17 protein-coding genes are annotated in these 22,853 nt (G+C 58.6%); 12 read left to right on the top strand and 5 right to left on the bottom strand.

Annotated elements, in window-relative coordinates; translation table 11 throughout:
* Positions 1–46 precede the first annotated feature (46 nt).
* Positions 47–1,024, bottom strand: a complete 978-nt coding sequence (locus tag METMA_RS0113445) for a malate dehydrogenase (RefSeq protein ID WP_027147314.1) — start codon at positions 1,022–1,024, stop codon at positions 47–49.
* Positions 1,025–1,379: 355 nt separating this feature from the next.
* On the opposite strand from METMA_RS0113445, the gene METMA_RS0113440 reads away from it, so the two are divergent.
* The 4 genes from METMA_RS0113440 to METMA_RS0113425 all read left to right on the top strand — a co-directional run bounded on the left by METMA_RS0113440 (position 1,380) and on the right by METMA_RS0113425 (position 6,702).
* Positions 1,380–2,237 (top strand): NADP-dependent methylenetetrahydromethanopterin/methylenetetrahydrofolate dehydrogenase, encoded by an 858-nt coding sequence (locus METMA_RS0113440; protein ID WP_020159609.1) that lies wholly within the window; start codon positions 1,380–1,382, stop codon positions 2,235–2,237.
* 17 nt (positions 2,238–2,254) lie between these two features.
* Positions 2,255–3,631, top strand: a complete 1,377-nt coding sequence (locus METMA_RS0113435) for a glycerate kinase type-2 family protein (RefSeq protein ID WP_020159608.1) — start codon at positions 2,255–2,257, stop codon at positions 3,629–3,631.
* A 37-nt stretch (positions 3,632–3,668) separates the two neighbouring features.
* Positions 3,669–4,925, top strand: coding sequence for a serine hydroxymethyltransferase (gene glyA, locus METMA_RS0113430; protein WP_020159607.1), 1,257 nt, complete (start codon positions 3,669–3,671; stop codon positions 4,923–4,925).
* Positions 4,926–5,028: 103 nt separating this feature from the next.
* Positions 5,029–6,702, top strand: coding sequence for a formate--tetrahydrofolate ligase (locus tag METMA_RS0113425; RefSeq protein ID WP_020159606.1), 1,674 nt, complete (start codon positions 5,029–5,031; stop codon positions 6,700–6,702).
* A gap of 324 nt (positions 6,703–7,026) precedes the next feature.
* On the opposite strand, the gene METMA_RS0113420 is transcribed toward METMA_RS0113425, so the two are convergent.
* The 4 genes from METMA_RS0113420 to METMA_RS0113405 form a co-directional block, all read right to left on the bottom strand.
* Complete coding sequence (locus METMA_RS0113420; protein ID WP_027147313.1) at positions 7,027–8,247, bottom strand: aminotransferase class V-fold PLP-dependent enzyme; 1,221 nt, start codon at positions 8,245–8,247, stop codon at positions 7,027–7,029.
* A 195-nt stretch (positions 8,248–8,442) separates the two neighbouring features.
* Entirely contained in the window at positions 8,443–9,570 is a 1,128-nt protein-coding gene (locus tag METMA_RS0113415) for a sodium ion-translocating decarboxylase subunit beta (protein WP_020159604.1), read from the bottom strand.
* An 84-nt stretch (positions 9,571–9,654) separates the two neighbouring features.
* Complete coding sequence (gene oadA, locus METMA_RS0113410) at positions 9,655–11,433, bottom strand: sodium-extruding oxaloacetate decarboxylase subunit alpha (protein ID WP_020159603.1); 1,779 nt, start codon at positions 11,431–11,433, stop codon at positions 9,655–9,657.
* 135 nt (positions 11,434–11,568) lie between these two features.
* On the bottom strand, positions 11,569–11,799 hold the full coding sequence (locus tag METMA_RS0113405) for an OadG family protein (protein ID WP_232216355.1): 231 nt from the start codon (positions 11,797–11,799) through the stop codon (positions 11,569–11,571).
* A gap of 259 nt (positions 11,800–12,058) precedes the next feature.
* On the opposite strand from METMA_RS0113405, the gene METMA_RS0113400 reads away from it, so the two are divergent.
* The 8 genes from METMA_RS0113400 to METMA_RS0113365 all read left to right on the top strand — a co-directional run bounded on the left by METMA_RS0113400 (position 12,059) and on the right by METMA_RS0113365 (position 22,810).
* The gene (locus tag METMA_RS0113400; protein ID WP_036254155.1) at positions 12,059–12,949 is read left to right on the top strand and encodes a (Fe-S)-binding protein; all 891 of its coding nucleotides are present in this window, start codon (positions 12,059–12,061) and stop codon (positions 12,947–12,949) included.
* A gap of 87 nt (positions 12,950–13,036) precedes the next feature.
* Complete coding sequence (locus METMA_RS0113395) at positions 13,037–18,040, top strand: 2-oxoacid:acceptor oxidoreductase family protein (RefSeq protein WP_020159600.1); 5,004 nt, start codon at positions 13,037–13,039, stop codon at positions 18,038–18,040.
* A 153-nt stretch (positions 18,041–18,193) separates the two neighbouring features.
* Positions 18,194–19,537 (top strand): electron transport complex subunit RsxC, encoded by a 1,344-nt coding sequence (gene rsxC, locus METMA_RS0113390; RefSeq protein WP_020159599.1) that lies wholly within the window; start codon positions 18,194–18,196, stop codon positions 19,535–19,537.
* A complete protein-coding gene (locus METMA_RS0113385; RefSeq protein WP_020159598.1) occupies positions 19,530–20,579 on the top strand; it encodes an RnfABCDGE type electron transport complex subunit D in 1,050 nt (349 codons plus the stop codon). The genes rsxC and METMA_RS0113385 overlap by 8 nt, the downstream gene beginning before the upstream one ends.
* Before the next feature lie 2 nt (positions 20,580–20,581).
* Entirely contained in the window at positions 20,582–21,283 is a 702-nt protein-coding gene (locus METMA_RS0113380; protein ID WP_020159597.1) for an FMN-binding protein, read from the top strand.
* Between the two features lie 11 nt (positions 21,284–21,294).
* Positions 21,295–21,972, top strand: coding sequence for an electron transport complex subunit RsxE (rsxE, locus tag METMA_RS0113375; RefSeq protein ID WP_020159596.1), 678 nt, complete (start codon positions 21,295–21,297; stop codon positions 21,970–21,972).
* Positions 21,973–22,016: 44 nt separating this feature from the next.
* On the top strand, positions 22,017–22,607 hold the full coding sequence (locus METMA_RS0113370) for an electron transport complex protein RnfA (protein ID WP_020159595.1): 591 nt from the start codon (positions 22,017–22,019) through the stop codon (positions 22,605–22,607).
* A gap of 20 nt (positions 22,608–22,627) precedes the next feature.
* Entirely contained in the window at positions 22,628–22,810 is a 183-nt protein-coding gene (locus METMA_RS0113365) for a hypothetical protein (RefSeq protein WP_020159594.1), read from the top strand.
* Positions 22,811–22,853: the final 43 nt, after the last annotated feature.

Here is a 22,853-nt window from a genome sequence, read left to right as displayed (position 1 = left end):
AAAAGGGCGGTATAGCCGCCCTTTTTTATTGTCGACGGAAAGAGGTTCAGAACAAATGCCTGACCGAATCCCTCTCTTCTTTTAATTCGGCTTCGGTTGCCCGCATTCTCTGCATGCTGAACTCGTTGATCTCGAGCCCCTTGACGATATTGATCTGCCCATCGACGACGGTCACGGGATAAGAATAAACCAGACCCTGCTCAATGCCGTAACTGCCATCCGACGGTATCGCCATGCTGACCCAGTCCCCTTCCTTGGTACCCAGCGCCCAGTTGTTCATCTGATTGATCGCGGCATTGGCCGCCGATGCCGCGCTGGATTGCCCTCTTGCCTTAATAATGGCGGCGCCGCGCTGCTGCACGGTCGGTATAAATTCTTTTACAAACCAGTCATGCTCAACCAGTGACAAGGCATCCTGCCCCTTGACCTTGGCATGATGCAGGTCGGGATACTGCGTGATGGAATGATTACCCCAGATAATCATGTTTTTCACATCGGACGGCAGCACGCCGCATTTTTCGGCTAATTGGCTAAGTGCCCGATTGTGATCCAACCGGGTCATGGCGGAAAAATTCTCCGGCTTCAAATCCGGCGCGTTCTTTAGAGCAATCAAGGCATTGGTATTGGCCGGATTGCCTGTCACCAGTATTTTTATATTCCGGTTGGCCACTTCATTCAAGGCCTTGCCTTGCACCGCAAAAATTTCCGCGTTAACCTCCAGCAAGTCCTTGCGCTCCATACCCGGCCCACGCGGACGCGCGCCAACCAAAAAAGCATAATCGACATCCCGGAACGCTACTTTGGGGTCGGCGGTGATTTCTATACGATGCAGCAGCGGATAGGCGCAATCCTTCAATTCCATCACCACACCCTGTAAAGCTTCCATGGCTTGGGGAATTTCCAGTAAATGCAAGACGATCGGCTGTTCGGGACCGAGCAACGAACCCGCCGCCAAGCGAAATAGCAATGAATAACTGATTTGTCCTGCCGCACCAGTAACCGCGATATGAACGGGTGTTTTCATCTGTTTTTTCCTAATTTCTATAATGTTTTCGGAACCCATGCACAAGTTCCAAACGATCGGAAATCATATAGCATCCAACTTTACTTATATTCCCGACACCACACATCTGTGTAATACCCATATCATCCATACTACATGACTACAGCATAATATTGATTAAATGATAACGAAAAGCCCACGCTCCACGCAACCTTATAAGCCCTTGCCCGGCAAATCATCCCCAACGACGAGCACAGCCTCCCTACACCGCATAAAGTAATGCTTAAATGGAGCACTTAAGACTTTATCGAGTATAATGCCGCGGTTTACGAATCGTATTAACGGGTAATTTTCCAAACCACTCTTAGGTAAGTTAATGAAAAAACTGCTATTCCAATTCGATACAGACGCTCACCCCTCCGTTTTCGATACTGTTGTAGGCTATGATGGCGGCGCGGATCATGTGATCGGGTACGGAGGACTGACACCTGACAACATCACTTCCCTGGTGGAAGGCACTATTTTCACACGCGCACCTAAGGAAAAGAAAAACACCGCCATTTTCATCGGCGGCAGCGACATGGTCGCCGGCCAGGAATTATTTACCGCCGTACAAAAACATTTCTTCCCCGGCTTTCAGGTCTCCATCATGCTGGACAGCAACGGCAGCAACACGACCGCCGCGGCAGGCGTGGCCAAACTGGCAACCAGCGGCACCATCGCCGGCAAAAAAGCCGTGGTATTGGCCGGCACAGGCCCGGTGGGCCAGCGCGCGGCTGTCATGCTGGCGCAGGAAGGCGCCGAAGTCTCGCTGACTTCCCGCTCGCTGGAGCGGGCCGTCCAGGCCTGCAATGCCATGAAAGCGCGCTTCGGCGTTGACTTGACGCCCGTTGAAGCAGCCGATAACGAGGCCAGGGCCAAAGCCATCGAATACGCGAACATTGTTTTTGCGACCGGTGCCGCTGGCGTCGAACTGCTCACAGTGGACCAGTGGCAGGACAACCCCCATATCGAAATGATGGCCGATGCCAATGCGACGCCACCGATCGGCATCGGCGGCACCGACATGATGGATAAAGGCATCGAACGCCACGGCAAGGTCATCTGGGGAGCTATCGGTTTCGGCACGTTGAAACTGGCTTTACACCGCGCCTGCATTACTAAACTGTTCGAAGATAACAGACAGGTTTTTGATGCCGAAAACATCTTTGCTCTCGCGATGGAAATGGCCTGATCGCCTTATCGAAAAATATGAGCAATTTTGTCAATCCCGCTTCAATCGATGCCATGAGAAAAGATGCGCTCAGCATTTTTCAAGCCGGCATTGAGGCTGCCGACCCTTACCTGGCCGTCAAGCGCTGTCTTACTGTTGCCGATCATCATATCGAAATCCGGTTAAATTTAAATGACAGCAATCAGAAACGCCTGGGCAGATGGACAAAAGTCCATTTGATCGCCTTCGGCAAGGCCGCCTGCGCCATGGCCCGGGCCGCGCAGGAAATTATTCCGGCGCCGCTGCTGGCGGGCCGAGGCATTGCCGTGACCAACCACGAAAACGAAGCGACCGTCGATCATTTTAAAGTAATCGGCGCATCGCATCCGCTGCCCGATGCGGCCGGTCTCGAAGGCGCGCGCCTGATTGCCGATCAGGCAGGCAACGCGCAAAAGGATGAACTGGTACTGGTACTGGTCAGCGGCGGCGGTTCGGCGCTGATCCCCTACCCGGCCTCCTCGATTACACTGGAGGATAAAATTGCCACGACGGACCTGTTACTGGCCTGCGGTGCCAACATCAACCAGATCAACTGCGTGCGCAAGCATTTATCCCTGATCAAGGGCGGCGGCCTGGCTAAAATGGCGGCGCCGGCCGATCTGCACGCGCTGGTTTTATCCGACGTTCTGGGAGATGATCTGAGCGCCATCGCCAGCGGGCCTACCGTGCCCGACGCGACGACATTCGCCGATGCCATCGATGTCTTCAAATCCAAAGGCGTCTGGGACAAGGTACCCGCCAACGTTCAACGGTATCTGGAACAGGGCCGGCGGGGCCTTGTGCCCGAGACGCCGAAACCGGGCGACAAAATATTTAACAATACCGGCCACACGCTGATCGGCAGCAATGCCATCAGCGTCGGCGCCATTATGAAAGCATCCGAAGCCCTCGGTTATCAACCAACACTGTACAGCGATCATCTCTGCGGCGAGGCCAGGGACGAAGCTGAAAAATGGGTCATCCATGCCAAACGGCTCATCGCTAACGGCATCGACAAACCGGTTGCCCTATTAGCGGGCGGTGAAACCACGGTCACCTTGAAAGGCAACGGACGCGGCGGCCGTAATCAGGAGATGGCGCTGGCCTTCGCCTGTGCCGCCGAACAACACGGCTTAACCGGCAACTGGGTCTTCCTGAGCGGCGGAACCGACGGCCGTGACGGTCCGACCGACGCAGCCGGCGGCCTGGTCGACCCGGGCTCGATCCGGCGCATGAAGGACAGCAGTATCGACCCTGCCGCGCTGCTGGATAATAATGATGCCTATAACGCCTTAAATACCGCCGGCGACTTACTTGATACGGGCGCAACCGGGACCAATGTAGCCGACTTGCAGGTACTGCTGATCCATCCATAATTTTGCATACAATAGAACTCTATATCGGGAGACATAAATGTTTAAAAAATCCATGACAATCGCCGGCTTTGATGATGAATTATTCCAGGCGATGGAAGAAGAGCGTCGCCGTCAGGAAGATCACATCGAACTGATTGCCTCCGAAAACTACACCAGTCCGCGTGTGATGGAAGCGCAAGGTTCCCAGTTGACCAACAAGTATGCCGAAGGCTATCCCGGCAAGCGTTATTACGGCGGCTGTGAATTTGTCGACAAGGCCGAGCAACTGGCGATTGACCGTGCCAAGGAACTGTTCGGCGCCGATTACGCCAACGTCCAGCCCCACTCCGGCTCGCAAGCCAACATGGCCGTGTTCATGGCCCTGGTTCAGCCCGGCGATACGATTCTCGGCCTGGCGCTGTCCGACGGCGGCCATTTGACGCACGGCGCCAAACCGAACTTTTCCGGCAAAATCTACAATGCCGTACAGTACCATCTGGATCCGGCCACCGGCCTGATCGATTACGACGAAGTCAGACGTCTGGCGCAGGAACACCGCCCTAAAATGATCGTGGCCGGTTTTTCCGCCTATTCGCGCGTCATGGACTGGGCGCGCTTTCGGGCAATCGCCGATGAAGTCGGGGCTTATCTGTTTGTCGATATCGCGCATGTAGCCGGCCTTATTGCCGCCGACCTGTACCCCAACCCGATGCCTTATGCCGATGTCGTCACCAGCACCACGCATAAAAGCCTGCGTGGCCCCCGCGGCGGCCTCATCCTGTGCAAAAGCAACCCGGACCTGGAAAAAAAGCTCAATTCCAATATCTTCCCCGGTATTCAGGGCGGTCCTTTAATGCATGTCATCGCGGCAAAAGCCGTGGCTTTCAAGGAAGCCATGCAGCCTGAATTCCGCGCTTATCAGCAACAAGTGATCAAAAACGCCAAAGCCATGGCCGAAGTGTTCATGAATCGCGGCTTCGATGTCGTGTCGGGCGGTACCGACAACCACCTGATGCTGGTTTCGCTGATTCCCAAAGGCATTACCGGCAAAGCCGCCGACGCCGCCTTGGGCAGAGCGCATATTACCGTCAATAAAAATGCCGTGCCTAACGATCCTGAATCGCCGTTTGTCACCAGCGGCATTCGCGTCGGCACACCGGCGCCGACATCGCGAGGCTTCAAGGAGCCGCAAATGATCGAAATCGCCAATTTGATGTGCGACGTCATGGAAAACATGGACGACGAAAACGTCATCGCCGCGGTACGCGAAAAAGTCAGCATTCTGTGCTCTCGTTTTCCTGTTTACAGTGAATAAACCATAAACAGTTCAGGTTTTTACCCGGCCTGCTTCATTGCCAATGAAGCAGGCTTTTTGCGTTTATCGAATTTAAAAAAATTACATCAGATCGGGAGGTAGTATGTCTGATATTGAAATCGCCCAGAAAGCAAACATGAAGCCCATCATCGGGTTGGTTAAAGAACAATACGGTATCGATGCCGAGCATCTGGATCCTATCGGTCATTACAAAGCGAAAATGTCGCTGGAATACGTCAACAGTCTGAGCGATAAAAAAGATGGCAAGCTGATTCTGGTGACCGCGATCAGCCCGACACCGGCCGGCGAAGGCAAAACCACCACCACGGTGGGCCTCGGCGATGCCCTGAACCGTATCGGCAAAAAAGCCATGATGTGCCTGCGCGAACCCTCTCTGGGCCCCTGCTTCGGCGTCAAAGGGGGCGCTGCCGGCGGCGGTTATTCGCAGGTCGTGCCGATGGAAGACATCAACCTGCATTTTACCGGCGATTTCCATGCCATCGGCGTGGCGCACAATCTGCTGTCTGCTCTGATAGACAACCACATCAACCACGGCAACGAACTGGACATAGATCCCCGGCGCATCCAGTGGAAACGCGTCGTCGACATGAATGACCGCGCCCTGCGCAATATCGTCGTCGGCATGGGCGGCCCGGCCAACGGTTATCTGCGCGAAGACGGCTATGACATCGTCGTCGCTTCCGAAATCATGGCGATTTTATGCCTGGCGACCAGCCGCGCCGACCTGAAAGAGCGCCTCGGCCGCATCGTGATCGGCTATAAGTCCGACAAAGTGACGCCGGTCTATGCCCGCGACCTGAAAGCGCACGGCGCGATGGCGGCCCTGCTGAAGGATGCGATCAAGCCGAACCTCGTGCAGACGCTGGAAAACAATATCGCGATCATTCACGGCGGCCCGTTCGCCAATATCGCGCACGGCTGCAACACGGTCACGGCCACCAAAACCGCCCTGAAACTGGCCGACTATGTAGTCACCGAAGCCGGCTTCGGCGCCGACCTGGGCGCTGAAAAATTCATCGACATCAAATGCCGCATGTCCGGCCTGAAGCCGTCGGCCGTCGTATTGGTCGCGACCGTCAGGGCGCTGAAATTCCATGGCGGCGTCGCCAGGGAAGAGCTGAATGTCGAAAACCTGGCGGCCTTGGAAAAAGGCTTTGAAAATCTGGAACGCCACCTGAGCAATATCAACAACCATTACGGCCTGCCCTGCGTGGTCTGCATCAATCATTTCACCTTCGATACCGATGCCGAAATCGCGTTGCTGAAAGCCAAATGCGAAGCCCTGGGCGCCAAATGCGTCGTTTCCAGGCACTGGGCCGAAGGCGGCGCCGGCGCCGAGGAACTGGCCCGGGAAATCATCAACATCGTGGACAGCCACGACCCCGAATTCAGCTATGTTTATGACGAAAACCTGAGCCTGTGGGAAAAAATCGAAACCATCGCCACCAAGCTGTACGGCGCGGCCGGCATTACGGCCAACGCCAAGGTCAAGGCGCAACTGGCGGCCTGGGAAGCCGACTACGGCAAATTCCCGATCTGCATGGCGAAGACGCAGATGTCATTCTCTACCAATCCGAATGCCAAAGGCGCGCCTACCGGCCATACGGTCGAAATCAGGGATGTCAGGCTAGCCAACGGCGCCGGTTTCATCGTCGCCATCGCCGGCGACATGATGACCATGCCGGGCCTGCCTAAAGTGCCGGCCGCGGAACGCATCGACATTGACGATGACGGCAGAATCACCGGCTTGTTTTAACCTTAGCCGGCCCGATTAGCCTGAAAAAAAAGCCTCTGACGGTTAACCGTCAGAGGCTTTTTTATTTGTACCAGAGCCTGTAGGGCGGGTTAGACGCGCTAATCACCGAATCTTCCGCCAGCAACCACCCTCCGCGCGTCGTAACCCGCCTTTCGGTAACCGCGCCTATTCCATGCCTGAACTTCCACCGGAGCCGCCCATTCTCGAAGACAGCTTCCTAAACGAACGTGAATCCTCAAAAAAGGCGGGTTACGGCGCGCGGGAAATTCAGTGGCAAATTTAACATGGAGGACTTGCGCGTCTAACCTGCCCTACGCTATAGAATTAACCGGCATAATAGGCGTTGAGTCCTTGCATAACCGCCTCTTTATCGATATCCGCACCCATGTTGATCATGGCATCGGCAAAGCGGCCGACGATGTCGCCAATCGCCTCAACGGTCAACTGATTCAGGATGCCGATCCGTATTTGCACAGGCTCCGACAAGGTGGTCCAGATGGCAAAGCCTTCGGCGCGACACTTAGCAACCAGCTCTTTTTCCTTACCCGCCAGGCTGCCGGGCAAGTTCAAGACGACCAGGCTGGTCATATTAGACGTGACTTCGCAGCCCATGGCCTGAACGGCTTGTTTCAGCGCGGCCTCATGGTAGGCATAATCGAGTGCCTTTTGCTTCACCGTGTGTGTCAGCAGGATGCGCAAGGCTTCATGGAAAGCCGCCACGGCATAAGACGAATGCGTGCGATGATAGGCCGCCGCCGCATCCTGACCATCAATGATGCCCCAGTGGCGCGCTTCCAGAATAGGATGGTGCACATAAGTATAGCAGCCGCGTCTGGTTAAAAGATTGATCGCTTCATCGCGGAAACTGACCGGCGCATAAGTCAACGGCAGGCTCAACACGCCTTTCTGCGGACAAGACGCCCAGGCGACGATAGCCGGATAGTCATCGATGCTGAAATCGGCGACACCCAGGCTGGATACCGCATCGACAATGCCCATGACGCCGTGTCTGGCGCAGGCATCGTTAAATCCTTTCAGGTCATTGACGCGGCCGCTGCCGGTTTCCCAGTGCGCCATAAAGGCCCACATCGGTTTGTGTTTGGCCAATTCCGCCTCGACCGTTTCGCCGCTCACGGATTGCCCATGCGGCACATTGACAATCGTCACATTGGCCGGTTTCGGATTCAGGGGATCAGCCGCCAAATCCTGGACGCTGGAAGCCTTCATGCGAATCGCCTGCCCGTCGATGCCGCTGAAAGTACCGTTAATGAATGCAACGACTTTATCACCGGGAAGAATCAGGCTGAATACACAATCCAGACCGCTGAAACCGGTACCGGCAACACCGTAGGTATAGGTATTTTTTGTGCCCCATGCTTCGCGCAGCATTTGCTTGGCTTCAATCATGCCTCTCACCACATCGGCCTGCATGTGATCGGCAACGCCGGTTTTGCACAGGCGATCGAGTACTCTGGGATCTGTATTACCAGGACCTGGGCCCGCGGCTAAAGTATTGGGGATTTCCAAAGCTGGAAAAATAGTCATTAAAAAAACTCCTATATAATTACTGAATAACGAGAGAATAGAGACAGAACCAATCCAACGTGCCTATCACTCAAGCACCAGCCTTACAATTCAAAAAGCCGGCTATCATACCAAAAACAGATCGCGCGGTCTTGCAAAAACCCGCCAATTACCTGTTTATGAACCAAAAACGGCTTATCCACAAGCGCTTCCGCCTTACTGCACCAGACTCAACAAAATACCGGCCGCGACCGCCGAGCCGATGACGCCGGCCACGTTCGGGCCCATGGCATGCATGAGCAGGAAGTTGTGCGGATTGCTCTCCAGGCCCAGCTTGTTGGCGACGCGCGCCGCCATCGGCACGGCCGAAACGCCGGCCGCGCCGATCAGCGGGTTGACCAGGGTCTTGCTGAACTTGTTCATCAGCTTGGCCATCAGCACGCCGGCGGCCGTGCCGATCGCGAACGCCGCCGCGCCCAGGGCCAGGATCCCCAGGGTCTCCATCTGCAGGAACGCCTCGGCGCTGAGCTTGGAGCCGACCGACAGCCCCAGGAAAATGGTCACGATGTTGATCAGTTCGTTCTGGGCGGTCTGGCTCAGGCGGTCGACGACGCCGCAGGCGTTCATCAGGTTGCCGAGCGCGAACATGCCGACCAGCGGCGCCGCCGACGGCAGCAGCAGCGCGGTCAGGCCGATCAGCAGCAGCGGGAAGACGATCTTTTCGCTGCGCCCGACCGTGCGCAGCTGCTGCATCTCGATGCGGCGCTCGGCTTCCGTGGTCAGGGCGCGCATGATCGGCGGCTGGATCAAGGGCACCAGCGCCATGTACGAATAGGCCGCGACCGCGATCGCGCCGAGCAGTTCCGGGGACAGGCGCGAGGCCACGTAGATCGCGGTCGGCCCGTCGGCGCCGCCGATGATGGCGATGGCGGCCGCGTCCTTCAGCGTGAACTCCAGGCCCGGCACGATGTTCAGCGCCAGGGCCCCGAGCAGCGAGGCGAAGATGCCGAACTGGGCGGCGGCGCCCAGCAGCAGGGTTTTCGGGTTGGCCAGCAGCGGCCCGAAGTCGGTCATGGCGCCGACGCCCATGAAGATCAAGAGCGGGAACAACCCGGTCTTGATGCCGAAATACAGGTAGTACAGCAGGCCGCCCTCGTCATTGAGGCCGGCCACCGGAATGTTGCTGAGAATGGCGCCGAAGCCGATCGGCAGCAGCAGCAGGGGTTCGAAGCCTTTCTTGATGGCCAGGAACAGCAGCAGGAAGCCGACCAGCATCATGAGCGCCTGGCCGCCGGTGATATTGTACAGGCCGGTGCTGTGCCAGAGTGAAAGCAGATTGTCCATCGGATGTGTCTCGTCTGATAATCAGGGAAGCCCCGCCGGCCGGGCGCTCGCCGCGGGGCGAGGCGGCCGCCGGGGCTGTTGTTGTTATAGGCTGATCAGCGTGTCGCCGACGGTGACGGCGGCGCCTTCCTTGACGTGCACGGCGGACACGATGCCGCCGGCTTTCGAGCGCACTTCGGTTTCCATTTTCATCGCTTCCATGATCACCACGACATCGCCCTCGGCGACGGCGCTGCCGGTCTGCACCAGCACTTTCAGGATGGTGCCGGCCATCGGCGCCTCGATCGCCGCGCCGTTGCCGGCCGTGGCCGGGGCGCTGACGGCCGCGGCCGGCTGCACGCTCAGGGCGCCACCGCCGGGGCCGACCGCGACGTTGTAGTGGCGGCCGTCGACGTTGACGCTGTAGGTTTCCACGGCCGGCGCGGCGCGGGCCGCGACCGGCGCCGGCGGGGCCACGGCCACGCTGCCCGGCGCCGGTTCGAAGGCGGCCGGGTTGCCGCGGTTGACCAGGAATTTCCAGCCGACCTGCGCGAACAGGCCGTTGATCAGCGCGTCCTCTTCAATGTGTTCGCTGAGCGTGACGCCCTCGGCGCGGGCTTTCTCCCGGACCTCGGCGATCAGCTTGTCCATTTCCGGTTCCAGCAGGTCGGCCGGCCGGCAGCTGACCGGCTCGGCGCCGTTCAGCACGCGCGCCTGCAGTTCGGCGTTGACCGGGGCCGGGGTGGCGCCGTACTCGCCTTTCAGCACGCCGGCGGTTTCCTTGGTGATGGTCTTGTAGCGCTCGCCATTGAGTACGTTCATGACGGCCTGGGTGCCGACGATCTGCGAGGTCGGCGTCACCAGCGGGATGAAGCCCAGGTCCTCGCGCACGCGCGGGATCTCGGCCAAGACCGCATCGAACTGGTCCTCGGCGCCCTGCTCCTTGAGCTGGCTTTCCATGTTGGTGAGCATGCCGCCCGGCACCTGCGCGACCAGGATGCGGCCGTCGACGCCTTTCAGGCTGCCTTCGAACTGGGCGTATTTCTTGCGCACGGCGCGGAAGTAGGCGGCGATCTCCTCGAGTTTCACCAGGTCCAGGCCGGTATCGCGCCCGGTGCCCTCGAGGCTGGCGACGATGGTTTCGGTCGGCGTGTGGCCGTAGGTCATGCTCATGGAGGAAATGGCGGTGTCGACGTTGTCGATGCCGGCCTCGGCGGCCTTCAGGATGGCGCCGGTGCTGAGTCCCGTGGTGGCGTGGCACTGCATGTGGATCGGGATGGCGACGCTCGCTTTCAACCGGCTGACCAGCTCGTAGGCGTCATAGGGCTTGAGCAGGCCGGCCATGTCCTTGATGCAGATCGAATGGGCGCCCAGGTCCTCGATCTGTTTGCCCAGGTCGACCCACAGGTCCAGGGTGTGCACGGGGCTGGTCGTGTACGAGATCGTGCCCTGCGCGTGGGCGTCGGTGCGCAGCACGGCCTGGACGGCATGCTCGATGTTGCGCATGTCGTTCATGGCGTCGAAGATGCGGAACACGTCGATGCCGTTGACGGCGCAGCGCTCGACGAAGGTGTCGACCACGTCGTCGGCGTAATGCCGGTAGCCGAGCAGGTTCTGGCCGCGCAGCAGCATCTGCTGGCGGGTGCGGGGCATGGCCGCCTTCAGCTGGCGCAGGCGCTCCCAGGGGTCCTCGCCCAGATAGCGGATGCAGGCGTCGAAGGTGGCGCCGCCCCAGGTCTCCAGCGACCAGTAGCCGATCCGGTCGAGCTTGTCGCAGATCGGCAGCATGTCGTCGATGCGCAGGCGCGTGGCCAGCAGGGATTGATGGGCGTCGCGCAGGACGACGTCGGTAATGCCTAACGGCTTGTTGTTGTTTTGGGCCATGCTATATAACCTTTTTGGGTTTTGAATCGAAGACCTTGTGGGTCGCTTGATCCGTTGAATAGAAATCGGTGCGCGCCGCCCGTCCCCCACGACGGCGGCTGGCGCGGGCGTTCCGGCGGCGCCGGACGCCGAGCGTTATTTAGGCCGGGTCCGGTATTGATGCACGGCCGCGGCAATCGCGGCGATCACGCCGGCGTCCACGCCCTTCCCGCCGCCGGCCGGTCGGCCCGCGGCCGTGGCCGGCGGCGCGTCCGGGAAATAGCGCAGCACCAGCGCCGACATCAGGTTGATGGCCAGCACCAGCATGGCCAGAAACAGGAAGACGAGGCCCATGCCGACCATCATTAGCTCTATCCCGCTTGTCATCAGTTCTGTCATATTGTGAACCTAAGCTGTATGAAATTATCCGCTCATTATCCATAAAACTCATACGCTAAACAAACTAAGATAACTAAACTGATGTATATTTTCTTCTCCCATCAGCAATACCTTATAACAATCATCAATCATACTTTTCCAAAAAAGCGAATTTTCGTGTAAAGTAACGCTCTCTAGGCTGGCGGTTTTATTCCCTTGTAAAACCTGCCCCAGGTTCGCATTAGTATTTTATTAGAGTCAGTAAAGCATGTTATCACTAGCTAGTATTGGAACCGCTGCCCTGTTTATGATCGCGCTCGGCGTGGTTCTGGCAGTTATTCTGGCTATCGCGAGTAAGAAGTTATTTGTTTATGAAGACCCCCGAATCGATGCCGTGGATGAGATGCTGCCGCAAGCTCAGTGCGGTGCTTGCGGCGTTCCCGGCTGCCGTCCTTTCGCCGAGGCGGTGGTCGCCGGCATCCGAAGCCCCTCCGGCTGTACCGTAAATTCCCCTGAAGCCAACCAATTGATCGCCGATTACATGGGCGTCGACGTAGGCAGCCAGGAAAAGGTCGTCGCCCGCCTGGCTTGCGCCGGCGGCACGCATGTCGCTTATAAGCGCGCCGAATACCAGGGCCTGAAATCCTGCCAGGCGGCATCAGTGATCGCCGGCGGCGGCAAAGGCTGCAACTGGGGCTGCCTGGGTCTGGGCGATTGCGCCGAGGTCTGCGATTTCGACGCCATTTTTATGGATGAGCATGGCCTGCCTATCGTCATTGAAGACAAATGCACGGCCTGTAATGACTGCGTCGTTGTCTGTCCCAAGGATTTATTTTCCCTGCAACCGGTCAGCCATCAATTGTTTGTCGCCTGCAAAAGCCTTGATGAAGGCGACGAAGCGCAGCACGAATGCGAAGTCGCCTGTACCGCCTGCGGAAAATGCGTGGTTGACGCGCCTACGGGCCTGATCGAGATCAAAAATAATCTGGCCGTTATTGATTACTCGAAGTATGAGGATTTCGCAGTCGACCGGACGCCCATAGAACGCTGCCCGACCGGCGCCATCGTCTGGATAGACAGCAAATTGGGCACGACCCGCTCCAGCCACGGCAAGGAATCGAAAAAGATTCTGCGCACGGAATCACTGCCCTTGGGCTAACCGACTTTTTTTCACACTAATCTATATATACAGAGCGTCTGAACCGGACAAGCCGGTCATTGCACGCTTTTACTAAGGAAACCTGAAATGGCTTTTTTCGGCAAAAAAGAAACCAAAACGTTTAGATATCCTGGCATACGCATGGCCATGGACGGCAGTGCGGCCGTCATCATGGTCGAGCGCGAATCCAGCGATGCTGCCGGCGCTTACCCGATCACCCCTTCGACCGACATGGGCGAAGGCTGGGCCGTGGAAATGGCCAATGGCTATCTGAACATCTCCGACAGACCGCTGATTTTTGTCGAGCCTGAAGGCGAGCATGCCGCGGCCGGCGTTACCGCCGGCATGTCGATGTCCGGCCTCAGGGCCACCAACTTCACCTCATCCCAGGGCGCCGCCTACATGCATGAATCCTTGTATGCGGCGGTGGGCAAACGGCTGCCTTATGTCCTGAACATGGCCTGCCGCGCGATCACGAAATCGTCGCTGAACGTGCACTGCGGCCATGACGACTATCACTGTATCGACGATACCGGCTTTATCCAGATGTTCGCCAAGGACAACCAGGAAGCGGCCGATCTGAACATCATCGGCCGGAAAATCGCCGAGATGGCGCTGAACCCCATCGTCGTGGCGCAGGACGGCTTTCTGACCACGCACCTGATCGAAGCGCTGAACGTACCGGAAAGAGCGCTGATCGAGGAGTACCTGGGCCGCCCGGACGACATCATCAACACGCCGACGCCGGCGCAGCGCATTTTGTACGGCCCGACCCGACGACGCATCCCGGAGCTCTGGACGGTCGACAAACCGATGATGTCGGGCGTGGTGCAGAACCAGGACAGCTACATGCAGGCTGTGGCCGGCCAGCGCCCCTACTTCTTCGACCACGTCAGCGTCTTCGCCGACCAGTGCATGGACGAATGGTACGAATTGACCGGCCGGCGCTACCACCGTATCGGCCAATACCGCTGCGACGACGCCGATTACCTGATCATCGCGCAGGGCAGCGTCATTCATACCGCCGAAGTCACGGCCGATTACCTGCGCGAGACTCGCGGCCTTAAAGTCGGCGTCGTCAACATGACCTTATTCCGTCCGTTCCCGGGCGATCTGATCTCGCACGTCGTCAAGGGCCGCAAAGGCATCACGGTCATGGAAAGAACCGACCAGCCGATGGCCGAGGACCTGCCAATCATGCGAGAAATCCGCACGGCGATGACCAAGGCCGTGGAAAACGGCCGCTCCGGCAAGCAACCTTTCCCCGGTTACGCCGCTTATAAAAAAGATACCGACTCGTCGCCGCTGTTCTCGGCTTCGTTCGGCCTGGGCAGCCGCGATCTGCAGCCGGAAGGCATTATCGCGGCCGTCGAAAACATGCTGCCGGACGGCAAGCAGAAGAAATTCTTTTACCTGGGCATCCAGTTCGTGCGCGACCGGGCTTATTCGCCCAAACAGGAAATCCAGCAGCAGGCCGTCGTCGACGCCTATCCGCACATCCGCGAGCTGGCGCTGACCGGCTCCGAAAACCCTAACCTGATGCCGAAAGGCGCCATCACCGTGCGCATGCACTCGGTCGGCGGCTGGGGCGCGATCACGACCGGCAAAAACCTGGCCATGACCTTGTTCGACCTGCTCGACTACGAGATCAAGGCCAACCCCAAATACGGCTCCGAGAAAAAAGGCCAGCCGACCACGTACTATCTGTCGGCCGCGCCGGAAAAAATCCGTCTGGCCTGCGAATACGCGTTCGTGGACGTGGTCATCTCCCCCGATCCGAACGTCTTCACGCACTCGAATCCGCTGGCCGGCCTGAAGGAAAACGGCGTCTTTATCATCCAGAGCAGCCTGTCCTCGCCTGAAGAGGTCTGGCGTTCGTTCCCGAAAGCCTCGCAGCAATATATCGTCGACAAGAAAATCAAGGTCGCCTATATAGACGGCTTCAAGATCGCGCGCGAGGAAGCCAAGGACCCCGACCTGCAGTTCCGCATGCAGGGCATCGCCTTCCAGGGCGCCTTCTTCGAGGCGGCGCCGCTGGCGGCCAATCTGAACAAAAGCAAGGACGAGATCCTGCAGGCGATCTACGACACCCTCAACGCCAAATTCGGCAGCAAGGGCAAACAGGTGGTCGAGGACAACTTCAGGACCGTCAAACGCGGCTTCCTGGAAACCCATGAACTCGACGTCAGCGCCATGACCGTCGGCGATGTCGCGCCCTGGGCCGAGAAAAAAGAAGCCACGGCGCCGCTGACGCTGCTGCGCAAGCCTGCCAACGACGACCCGATCTCCGATATCCACCGCTTCTTCGAGCAGACCGGCAGCAACTACATCAACGGCCGCGGCAGCGAAAACCTGGCCGACCCGTTCATGGCGCTGAGCATCGTGCCGGCGGCGACCGGTATTTACCGCGACATGACGCAGATCCGTTTCGAGCATCCGACCTGGATTCCCGAAAACTGTACCGCTTGCGGCGACTGCTACACGGTCTGCCCCGACAGCGCCATTCCGGGCCTGATCAATACGGTCGGCGAAGTCTTCGAGACCAACATCAGGCGCATCGAAAAAACCGGCAAAACGACCAAGCACCTGCGCCGGGCCATCCGCACCGTGGAGAAAAAATACCATGCCCTGACCTCGACGCGCTCGGAAGGCACGGCTTTGACCCCGGTGTTCAACAAAGCCATCGGCGATACGATCGCCGAATACCCGGAAGCCGAACGCGCCGAAGTCGCCGCCGAGTTCGAGTGGTTCAAGGAGGCCATGGGCTCGTTCAAATTCGCGCTGACCAAGCCCTACCACGACGCGGTCAACAAACGCACGCCCAACAACGGAGGCCTGTTCTCGATCACCATCAACCCCATGACCTGCAAGGGCTGCATGGAATGCGTCGAGGTCTGCGACGACAACGCGCTGGCCGTGACGCCGCAGACCGTCGACAGCGTCAAGGCGCTGCGCGAAGACTGGGATTACTGGATGGACCTGCCGACCTCGAATCCGAAATACAGCCGTATCGACGATATCGACGAAAAAATCGGCGCCCTGACCAGCATGCTGCTGGACAAGAAAATCTACAGTTCCATGAACTGCGGCGACAGCGCCTGCCTCGGCTGCGGCGAAAAAACCATCATTCACCTGTTCACCAGCGCCGTGACCGCGCTCATGCAGCCGCGGGTCAAGAAACAGCTTACCAAGATCGACGAACTGATTGTCGGCATGGAAAAACATATCCGCCTGAAACTGGCGGAGTCGCTCGACGTTAATGATATTGAAGCCATCGAAGCCGCGATCGAAGCGAACAAAAACGTCGACCTGACCCTGACCAAGCTCAGCAGCGCGCTGGATGCCGGCAAGCCGTCCAAGCCGATCGACGCCGCCTGGCTGAAATGGGCCTCGCAGATTTCCGCCAAACTGAAACACCTGAAATGGCTGTATCTGGAAGGCCCGACCGGCAACGGCCGCGTGGAAATGGGCATCACCAACAGCACGGGCTGCACCTCGGTCTGGGGCTCGACCTTCCCGTTCAACCCCTACCCGTTCCCGTGGGCCAACCACCTGTTCCAGGATGCGCCGTCCCTGGCGATGGGCGTCTTCGAAGGCCACATGCTGAAAATGGCGGAAGGCTTCAAGGCCATACGTATGGCGGAACTGGAACTGGCCGGCAAGTACGACAAGGACGAGCACGACCGATTCTTCAAGTACTTCGACTGGCGCCAGTTCACCGAGCAGGAATACCTGATGTGCCCGCCCGTGGTCTGCGTCGGCGGCGACGGCGCCATGTACGACATCGGTTTCCAGAACCTGTCGCGCTGCCTGATCTCGGGCCTGCCGATCAAGGTGCTGATCCTCGATACGCAGGTTTATTCGAACACCGGCGGCCAGGCCTGCACCTCCGGCTTTACCGGCCAGATATCGGACATGGCGCCCTACGGCCAGGAAGCGAAAGGCAAGTTCGAACTGCGCAAGGAAATGAGCCTGCTCGCGATGGCGCACCGGACATCCTACGTCATGCAGGGCGCCATCTCACATGTCAACCACTTGCTGGAAGGCTACATCGACGGCCTGAATTTCCGCGGCCCGGCCGTGTTCAACATTTATGCCGTCTGCCAGCCCGAACATGGCGTGGCCGATGACGCCGCTGAAATGCAGAGCCGGCTGGCCGTCGAGTCGCGCGCTTATCCGTTGATGACTTTCGACCCGCGCCTGGGTGATACCTGGGAGGAATGCACGTCCATTCAGGGCAACCCGGACATCGATAAGGACTGGACGACTTACACGTTGAAATTCGTCGATGAATACGGCCTGGAAGACACCCTGGAGGTGCCGATGATGTTCGCCGACTGGGCGCTGACGGAAGGGCGCTTCCGCAAGCACTTCAAGTTCGTGCCGCCGTCCCGGTGGACCGACGACATGGTGCCGCTGATCGAGTTTATCGATCTGCCGAAAGAGGACAAAGCCGAGCATGTGCCGTTCATCCATGCCGTGCACCCGGATACGAATACCCTGGTGCGCGTGGTGGTCGATCCCGAAATCGTGCTGTCGACGATCGACCGGCGCGACTTCTGGCGTACCCTGAAAGGCATCGTCGGCACCAACCGGCCCACCATAGACCTGAAAGCGATCGCTGATCAGGCCAAAGCGGAAATGGCCTCCAGCATCGCCGCCAACCTGGTGACTATGGCGGGCGGCGGCGACGCCGGCGCCTTGACCGGCCTGCTGGCCAAGACGGCCGCCGCGGCCGCGCCGGCACCCGTCCCTGCCGCGCCCGCGGCACCGGCCTCTGCCGCTCAGGCAACACCGGCCGCAGCGCCTGCTGCGCCGGCGCCCAAGGCCGCCGCCGGCGGGCACGAGCCGGTCTGGATCGAAACGCCCGATTGCACGACCTGCGATGAATGCGTCGATATTGCGCCGGCCATCTTCCAGTATAATGCCGACAAAAAAGCCGTTGTCGTCAATCCGACAGCCGGCACTTACGAACAGATCGTGAAAGCGGCGGAGAAATGCACGGCCGTGATCATTCATCCCGGCACGCCCTGGAACCCGGATGAGCCTAATCTCGAAAAGCTCATCAAACGGGCGGAGAAATTTCAGTAAGGCACGGGCCGGAAGCGTTTGTCAGACCATTTTTCACCACGAAGAGCACGAAGGTCACGGAGCAAAGAGCACGCTTCGTGCCCTCGTGCTCTTCGTGGTTTACGGACACGCTAATTCCCTAGCGTCGTTGTGATTTTTATACCAGTCAGGACTATGAGTTTATTGAAACTGTTCGGCAGAAAAACCTTCCCCAAGGGCATACATCCTGTCGAATACAAAGAACAGACCAGCGCCAGGCCGACCCGCCGGCTGCCTTTCGCGCCGCAAATCATCGTGCCTTTGTCGCAGAATATCGGCAAGCCCCCGATCGCGATCGTGCGCAAAGGCCAGCACGTTGAGCGCGGCGAGGTGATCGCCGTCGCCGACGGGGCGCTGTCCGTGCCGCTGCACGCGCCGGTCACGGGCACCGTCAAGGACATCGAACTGATGCCGACGCCGTCCGGCAGCAAAAAAGACTGCATCATCATCGACACCCAACCCAGTTCGTCGCAGATTCCGATACAGGGCGAAGCGCGCGACATTGAAGCCATGAGCCGCGATGAACTGATCCAGGCCGTCAAGGATACCGGCATGGTGGGCCTGGGCGGGGCCAGTTTCCCGACCCATTTCAAGATGACGGTGCCGGCAGGCAAGCAAGTGCACACGGTCATCGTCAACGGCTGCGAATGCGAGCCGTTCATGACCACCGATCACCGCGTCATGCTGGAAAACGTCAAGAACCTGATTCTGGGCATCCGCATCGCAATGAAATGCGTGGACGCCTCCAGGGCCATGATCGGCGTCGAGGACAACAAGCCGGACGTTCTGGCCGCAATCAAGCCGCATTTGCCCGAGGACGGCAGCATCACGATCGAAGCCGTGGAAACGAAGTACCCGCAGGGCGCCGAGAAAATGCTGGTGTATTCGCTGCTCGGTCTCGAGATTCCGGCCGGCGGCCTGCCGGCCGACATCGGCCTGGCCGTTTTCAACGTCGCGACGCTGGCCGAAATCGGCCGCCTGCTGCCGCATGGCCAGGGGCTGATCGAGCGCGTCGTCACCATTACCGGCGATGATCTGGAAAAGCCCGGCAATTACCTTGTGCCGATCGGCACGCCGCTGCGTTATATCCTGCATTATGCGGGCTTCAACGGCCAACAGGCCGAGTTGATACTCGGCGGCCCCATGATGGGCTCGGCCGCCGCGTCGCTGGATACGCCGGTGACCAAGGGCACCGGCGCGGTCCTGGTGCTCGACCAGCGCGCCACCAAAAACGACGACATTCTGCCGTGCATCAAATGCGGCAAATGCCTGCAAGCCTGCCCGATCAACCTGAATCCGTGCGAACTGGGCCAACTGGCGGCCAAGCGCCGCTATGACGTCATGGAGGAACAATATCACCTCAATGACTGTTTCGAATGCGGCTGCTGCAGTTATGTCTGTCCGTCCAATATTCCCTTAGTGCAGTACTTCAGAATCGCCAAAGTACTGAATCGTGAAAGGCGCCTGAACAATGGCTGAAAAATCCCCCAAAATCGATATACGCACCTCGCCTTATATCCGGCGCGCGCCGACCGTTACCGAAATCATGCGCCATGTGGTCTATGCCCTGCTGCCGGTCTGCGCCTATTCGATTTACCAGTTCGGCATCAGCGCCCTGGCCTCCATGATCACGACCACGCTGGCCTGCGTCGCGACCGAGCATTTTTTCTGCCGCATGGCCGACAAACGCTCGACCGTCGGCGACTGGAGCGCCGTCATCACGGGCCTGCTGCTGGCCCTGACCCTGCCGCCGGGCTTTCCGTTGTGGATGGGCGCGGTCGGCGGCTTTGTCTCGATCGCGCTGGGCAAGGCCCTGTTCGGCGGCCTGGGCTTTAACGTCTTCAATCCGGCGCTGGTCGGACGGGCCTTCGTTCAGGCGGCATTTCCGGTCGCGATCACGACCTGGACGCCGGCGTTTGCCGTGAACCGCTTCAGCGAATTCATCCCGTCCACGCTGGCCGTCCCGTTCATGACGCCCGCGCCTACCGCCGAATGGACGCTGAAAACGGCCGTCGACGGCTTCACCGGCGCGACGCCGCTGGCGCTGATGAAATTCCAGGGCGTCATGACCGATGCCCAGGATTTGTTCCTGGGCACGGTCGCGGGCTCGGCCGGCGAGCCCTCGTCATTGCTGATCGTGCTTTGCGGCCTCTATCTGGCCTATAAAAAAATGCTCGACTGGCGCATTACCGCCGCCGTCATTTTCGGCACCGCGATCTCGGCTGAATTTTTTTATCTGCTGGACCCGGCCAAATACCCGAGCCCCGCCTTTATGGTCTTTTCCGGCGGCCTGATGTTCGCGGCCGTGTTCATGACCACCGACATGGTGTCGTCGCCCGTTACGCCGTGGGGCATTTTTATTGTCGGCGTTCTGGTCGGTTTTCTGACGGTCGTCATTCGCCTGTTCGGCGCCTTGACCGAAGCGGTCATGTACGCCATTTTGTTCGGCAACGCCGCGACACCGATTATTGAATCGTTCACGCAACCGCGTATTTTCGGCGCGCGCAAAGGCAAGGATTAAACATGAATACTCCCGAACCGCCAATTCCGGCGCTGCCTTCCAGCACCACGTTGATCGGCAAACTCGGCGTCGTGGCACTGATATCGGGCCTGCTGGTGGCCATGGTCTACGAATACACGAAACCCATCATCGCCGAAAATCAACGCGCCGCGCTGGAAGGGGCCCTGTTCAAGGTACTGCCGGCCAGCGCCGAATCGCGCCTGACTTACCGCCTGCAGGATGACCGGCTCGTACGAGTCCCGGACAATACGCCCAATAATGGCGACCTGTTCTATGCCGGCTACGACAAAGACCGTAAACTGGTCGGCATCGCCTTGACGGCGGCGGCGCAGGGTTATCAGGATACCGTCAGGATCCTGTACGCCTATGACCCGTACAACAGCTGCATCACCGGCTTTGCCGTATTGAAAAGCACGGAAACACCGGGCTTTGGCGATAAAATCGATAAAGATCCGGCATTTCTGGAAAATTTCCAATGCCTGGACGCCAAGGTGAACGACGAAGGATCAGCCCTGGCCCATGGCATTAGAACGGTACGTCACGGCACCAAGAAGAATCCCTGGGAAATCGACGCCATTTCCGGCTCCACGATTACATCGAATGCCGTCGGGCGCATGCTTGACAAGAGCGGGCAACTCTTCCATCCCGTCATTGCCAAAAATTTAAACCTGCTGGAAAACGCCCAGCCGGCAACCCAACCTTAAAGAGGTGACCTATGTCGACGCCTGCCACTAAACAAGAAACACCGCTGACCCTGGAAACGTTTACCGCCGGCCTATGGAAGGAAAACCCCATCTTCGTCATGATGCTGGGGCTTTGCCCTACCCTGGCCGTGACCAACACGCTGACCAATTCGCTGGCCATGGGCGCGGCCACCATCTTCGTGCTGGTCGGCTCCAATGCCCTGATATCGGGGCTGCGCCATTTCATCCCCAAGCAGATCCGCATCACGACCTACATCATCATCATCGCGACCTTCGTGACGCTGGTCGATTACCTGATTCAGGCCATCAGCCTGGATCTATACAACGCCCTGGGCGCCTTTATTCAGCTGATCGTCGTGAACTGCCTGATCCTGGGCCGCGCCGAAGCCTTTGCCTCCAAGAACTCGTTCAACAAATCCGTGGTCAGCGCCGCCGGCATGGGCGTGGGCTTTACCTTTGCCCTGGCCTGCCTGGGCAGCGTCCGGGAACTGCTGGGCTCCGGCAAGCTACTCGGCTTTCAGGTGTTCAGCGACAATTTCGAACCGTGGGTGGTCATGATCCTGCCGCCCGGCGGCTTCATCGTACTGGGCAGCTGGCTGCTGCTGTTCAAATGGCTGGAGCAACGCCGAACCCGGAAAATCATTCGCACCGATGCCGCCACGCATTGCACGGTCAGGCAGAATCCTTGATCGGCTTGAAACCTCGGCCTTATTAACGACTGGAGCGACCCGTCATGCAAACCGAATCATTAAGCTATTTATTTTTAAGCGCTTTTTTAATCAATAATTTCGTATTGGCGATGTTTTTAGGCCTGTGCCCGTTTGTCGGCACGTCGGCGAAACGCAATACCGCCATCAACATGGGCATGGCCACCACCTTCGTGATGCTGATCAGCTCCGTCTGCGCCTATGGCATCAATGCCGTCCTGACCCGGTACCAGCTGGAATTTCTGAGGCTGATCAGCTACATCGCCGTTATCGCCGCCGCGGTGCAGTTAGTGGAGATGATTCTGAAGAAATTCAGTCCGGTCCTGTCCAGGGCTTTGGGGATTTATCTGCCGCTGATCACGACCAACTGCGCGATATTGGGGGTGGCTTTGATCCAGACCGCCAAGGGCTATGATTTCATGCAGTCGGTGGCGTTCAGCGCCGGCGCCGGCGCCGGTTTCGCCCTGGCCCTGATTCTGATGGCCGGGCTGAGGGAAAAACTGGAACTGGCCAACATGCCCGGCATTACCCAGGCGGCCGGCCTCAGCATGATGCTGGCCGGCATTCTGTCCCTGACGTTTATGGGCTTTGCAGGCTTGGGCGGCAGCGCGGCCTGACTTCGCAACAGGAGCATTCCATGATCAACTTTTTAATTGCGTTCGGCGTTATTTTTTCCCTGATGCTGGGCTGGATTCTGGTGCAGCAGGCGGCCCGTAAACTCGCCGCCAAATATCCCGAATACGGCCCGGCCAAGGAAGAAGGACTAGGCTGCGGCAAGAGCTGCGGCTGCCAGGCTAACCGTTGCGAAAACAAGGACTAGGCTTGGCTATGTCAAACACTCCCGTTCTTTCGGCCTTGAACCT

Source organism: Methylobacter marinus A45 (assembly GCF_000383855.1).
Lineage (GTDB): Bacteria > Pseudomonadota > Gammaproteobacteria > Methylococcales > Methylomonadaceae > Methylobacter > Methylobacter marinus.
The sequence above is the reverse complement of the archived record's forward strand: the minus strand, read 5'-3'. Positions and strand labels throughout refer to the sequence as shown.

Coding starts and splice junctions, on each gene's coding strand:
- rsxE (WP_020159596.1), top strand. CDS start 21,295: ATGTCGACGCCTGCCACTAAACAAGAAACACCGCTGACCCTGGAAACG.
- rsxC (WP_020159599.1), top strand. CDS start 18,194: ATGAGTTTATTGAAACTGTTCGGCAGAAAAACCTTCCCCAAGGGCATA.
- METMA_RS0113425 (WP_020159606.1), top strand. CDS start 5,029: ATGTCTGATATTGAAATCGCCCAGAAAGCAAACATGAAGCCCATCATC.
- METMA_RS0113440 (WP_020159609.1), top strand. CDS start 1,380: ATGAAAAAACTGCTATTCCAATTCGATACAGACGCTCACCCCTCCGTT.
- METMA_RS0113385 (WP_020159598.1), top strand. CDS start 19,530: ATGGCTGAAAAATCCCCCAAAATCGATATACGCACCTCGCCTTATATC.
- METMA_RS0113400 (WP_036254155.1), top strand. CDS start 12,059: ATGTTATCACTAGCTAGTATTGGAACCGCTGCCCTGTTTATGATCGCG.
- METMA_RS0113365 (WP_020159594.1), top strand. CDS start 22,628: ATGATCAACTTTTTAATTGCGTTCGGCGTTATTTTTTCCCTGATGCTG.
- METMA_RS0113415 (WP_020159604.1), bottom strand. CDS start 9,570: ATGGACAATCTGCTTTCACTCTGGCACAGCACCGGCCTGTACAATATC.
- oadA (WP_020159603.1), bottom strand. CDS start 11,433: ATGGCCCAAAACAACAACAAGCCGTTAGGCATTACCGACGTCGTCCTG.
- glyA (WP_020159607.1), top strand. CDS start 3,669: ATGTTTAAAAAATCCATGACAATCGCCGGCTTTGATGATGAATTATTC.
- METMA_RS0113380 (WP_020159597.1), top strand. CDS start 20,582: ATGAATACTCCCGAACCGCCAATTCCGGCGCTGCCTTCCAGCACCACG.
- METMA_RS0113445 (WP_027147314.1), bottom strand. CDS start 1,024: ATGAAAACACCCGTTCATATCGCGGTTACTGGTGCGGCAGGACAAATC.
- METMA_RS0113370 (WP_020159595.1), top strand. CDS start 22,017: ATGCAAACCGAATCATTAAGCTATTTATTTTTAAGCGCTTTTTTAATC.
- METMA_RS0113395 (WP_020159600.1), top strand. CDS start 13,037: ATGGCTTTTTTCGGCAAAAAAGAAACCAAAACGTTTAGATATCCTGGC.
- METMA_RS0113420 (WP_027147313.1), bottom strand. CDS start 8,247: ATGACTATTTTTCCAGCTTTGGAAATCCCCAATACTTTAGCCGCGGGC.
- METMA_RS0113435 (WP_020159608.1), top strand. CDS start 2,255: ATGAGCAATTTTGTCAATCCCGCTTCAATCGATGCCATGAGAAAAGAT.
- METMA_RS0113405 (WP_232216355.1), bottom strand. CDS start 11,799: ATGACAAGCGGGATAGAGCTAATGATGGTCGGCATGGGCCTCGTCTTC.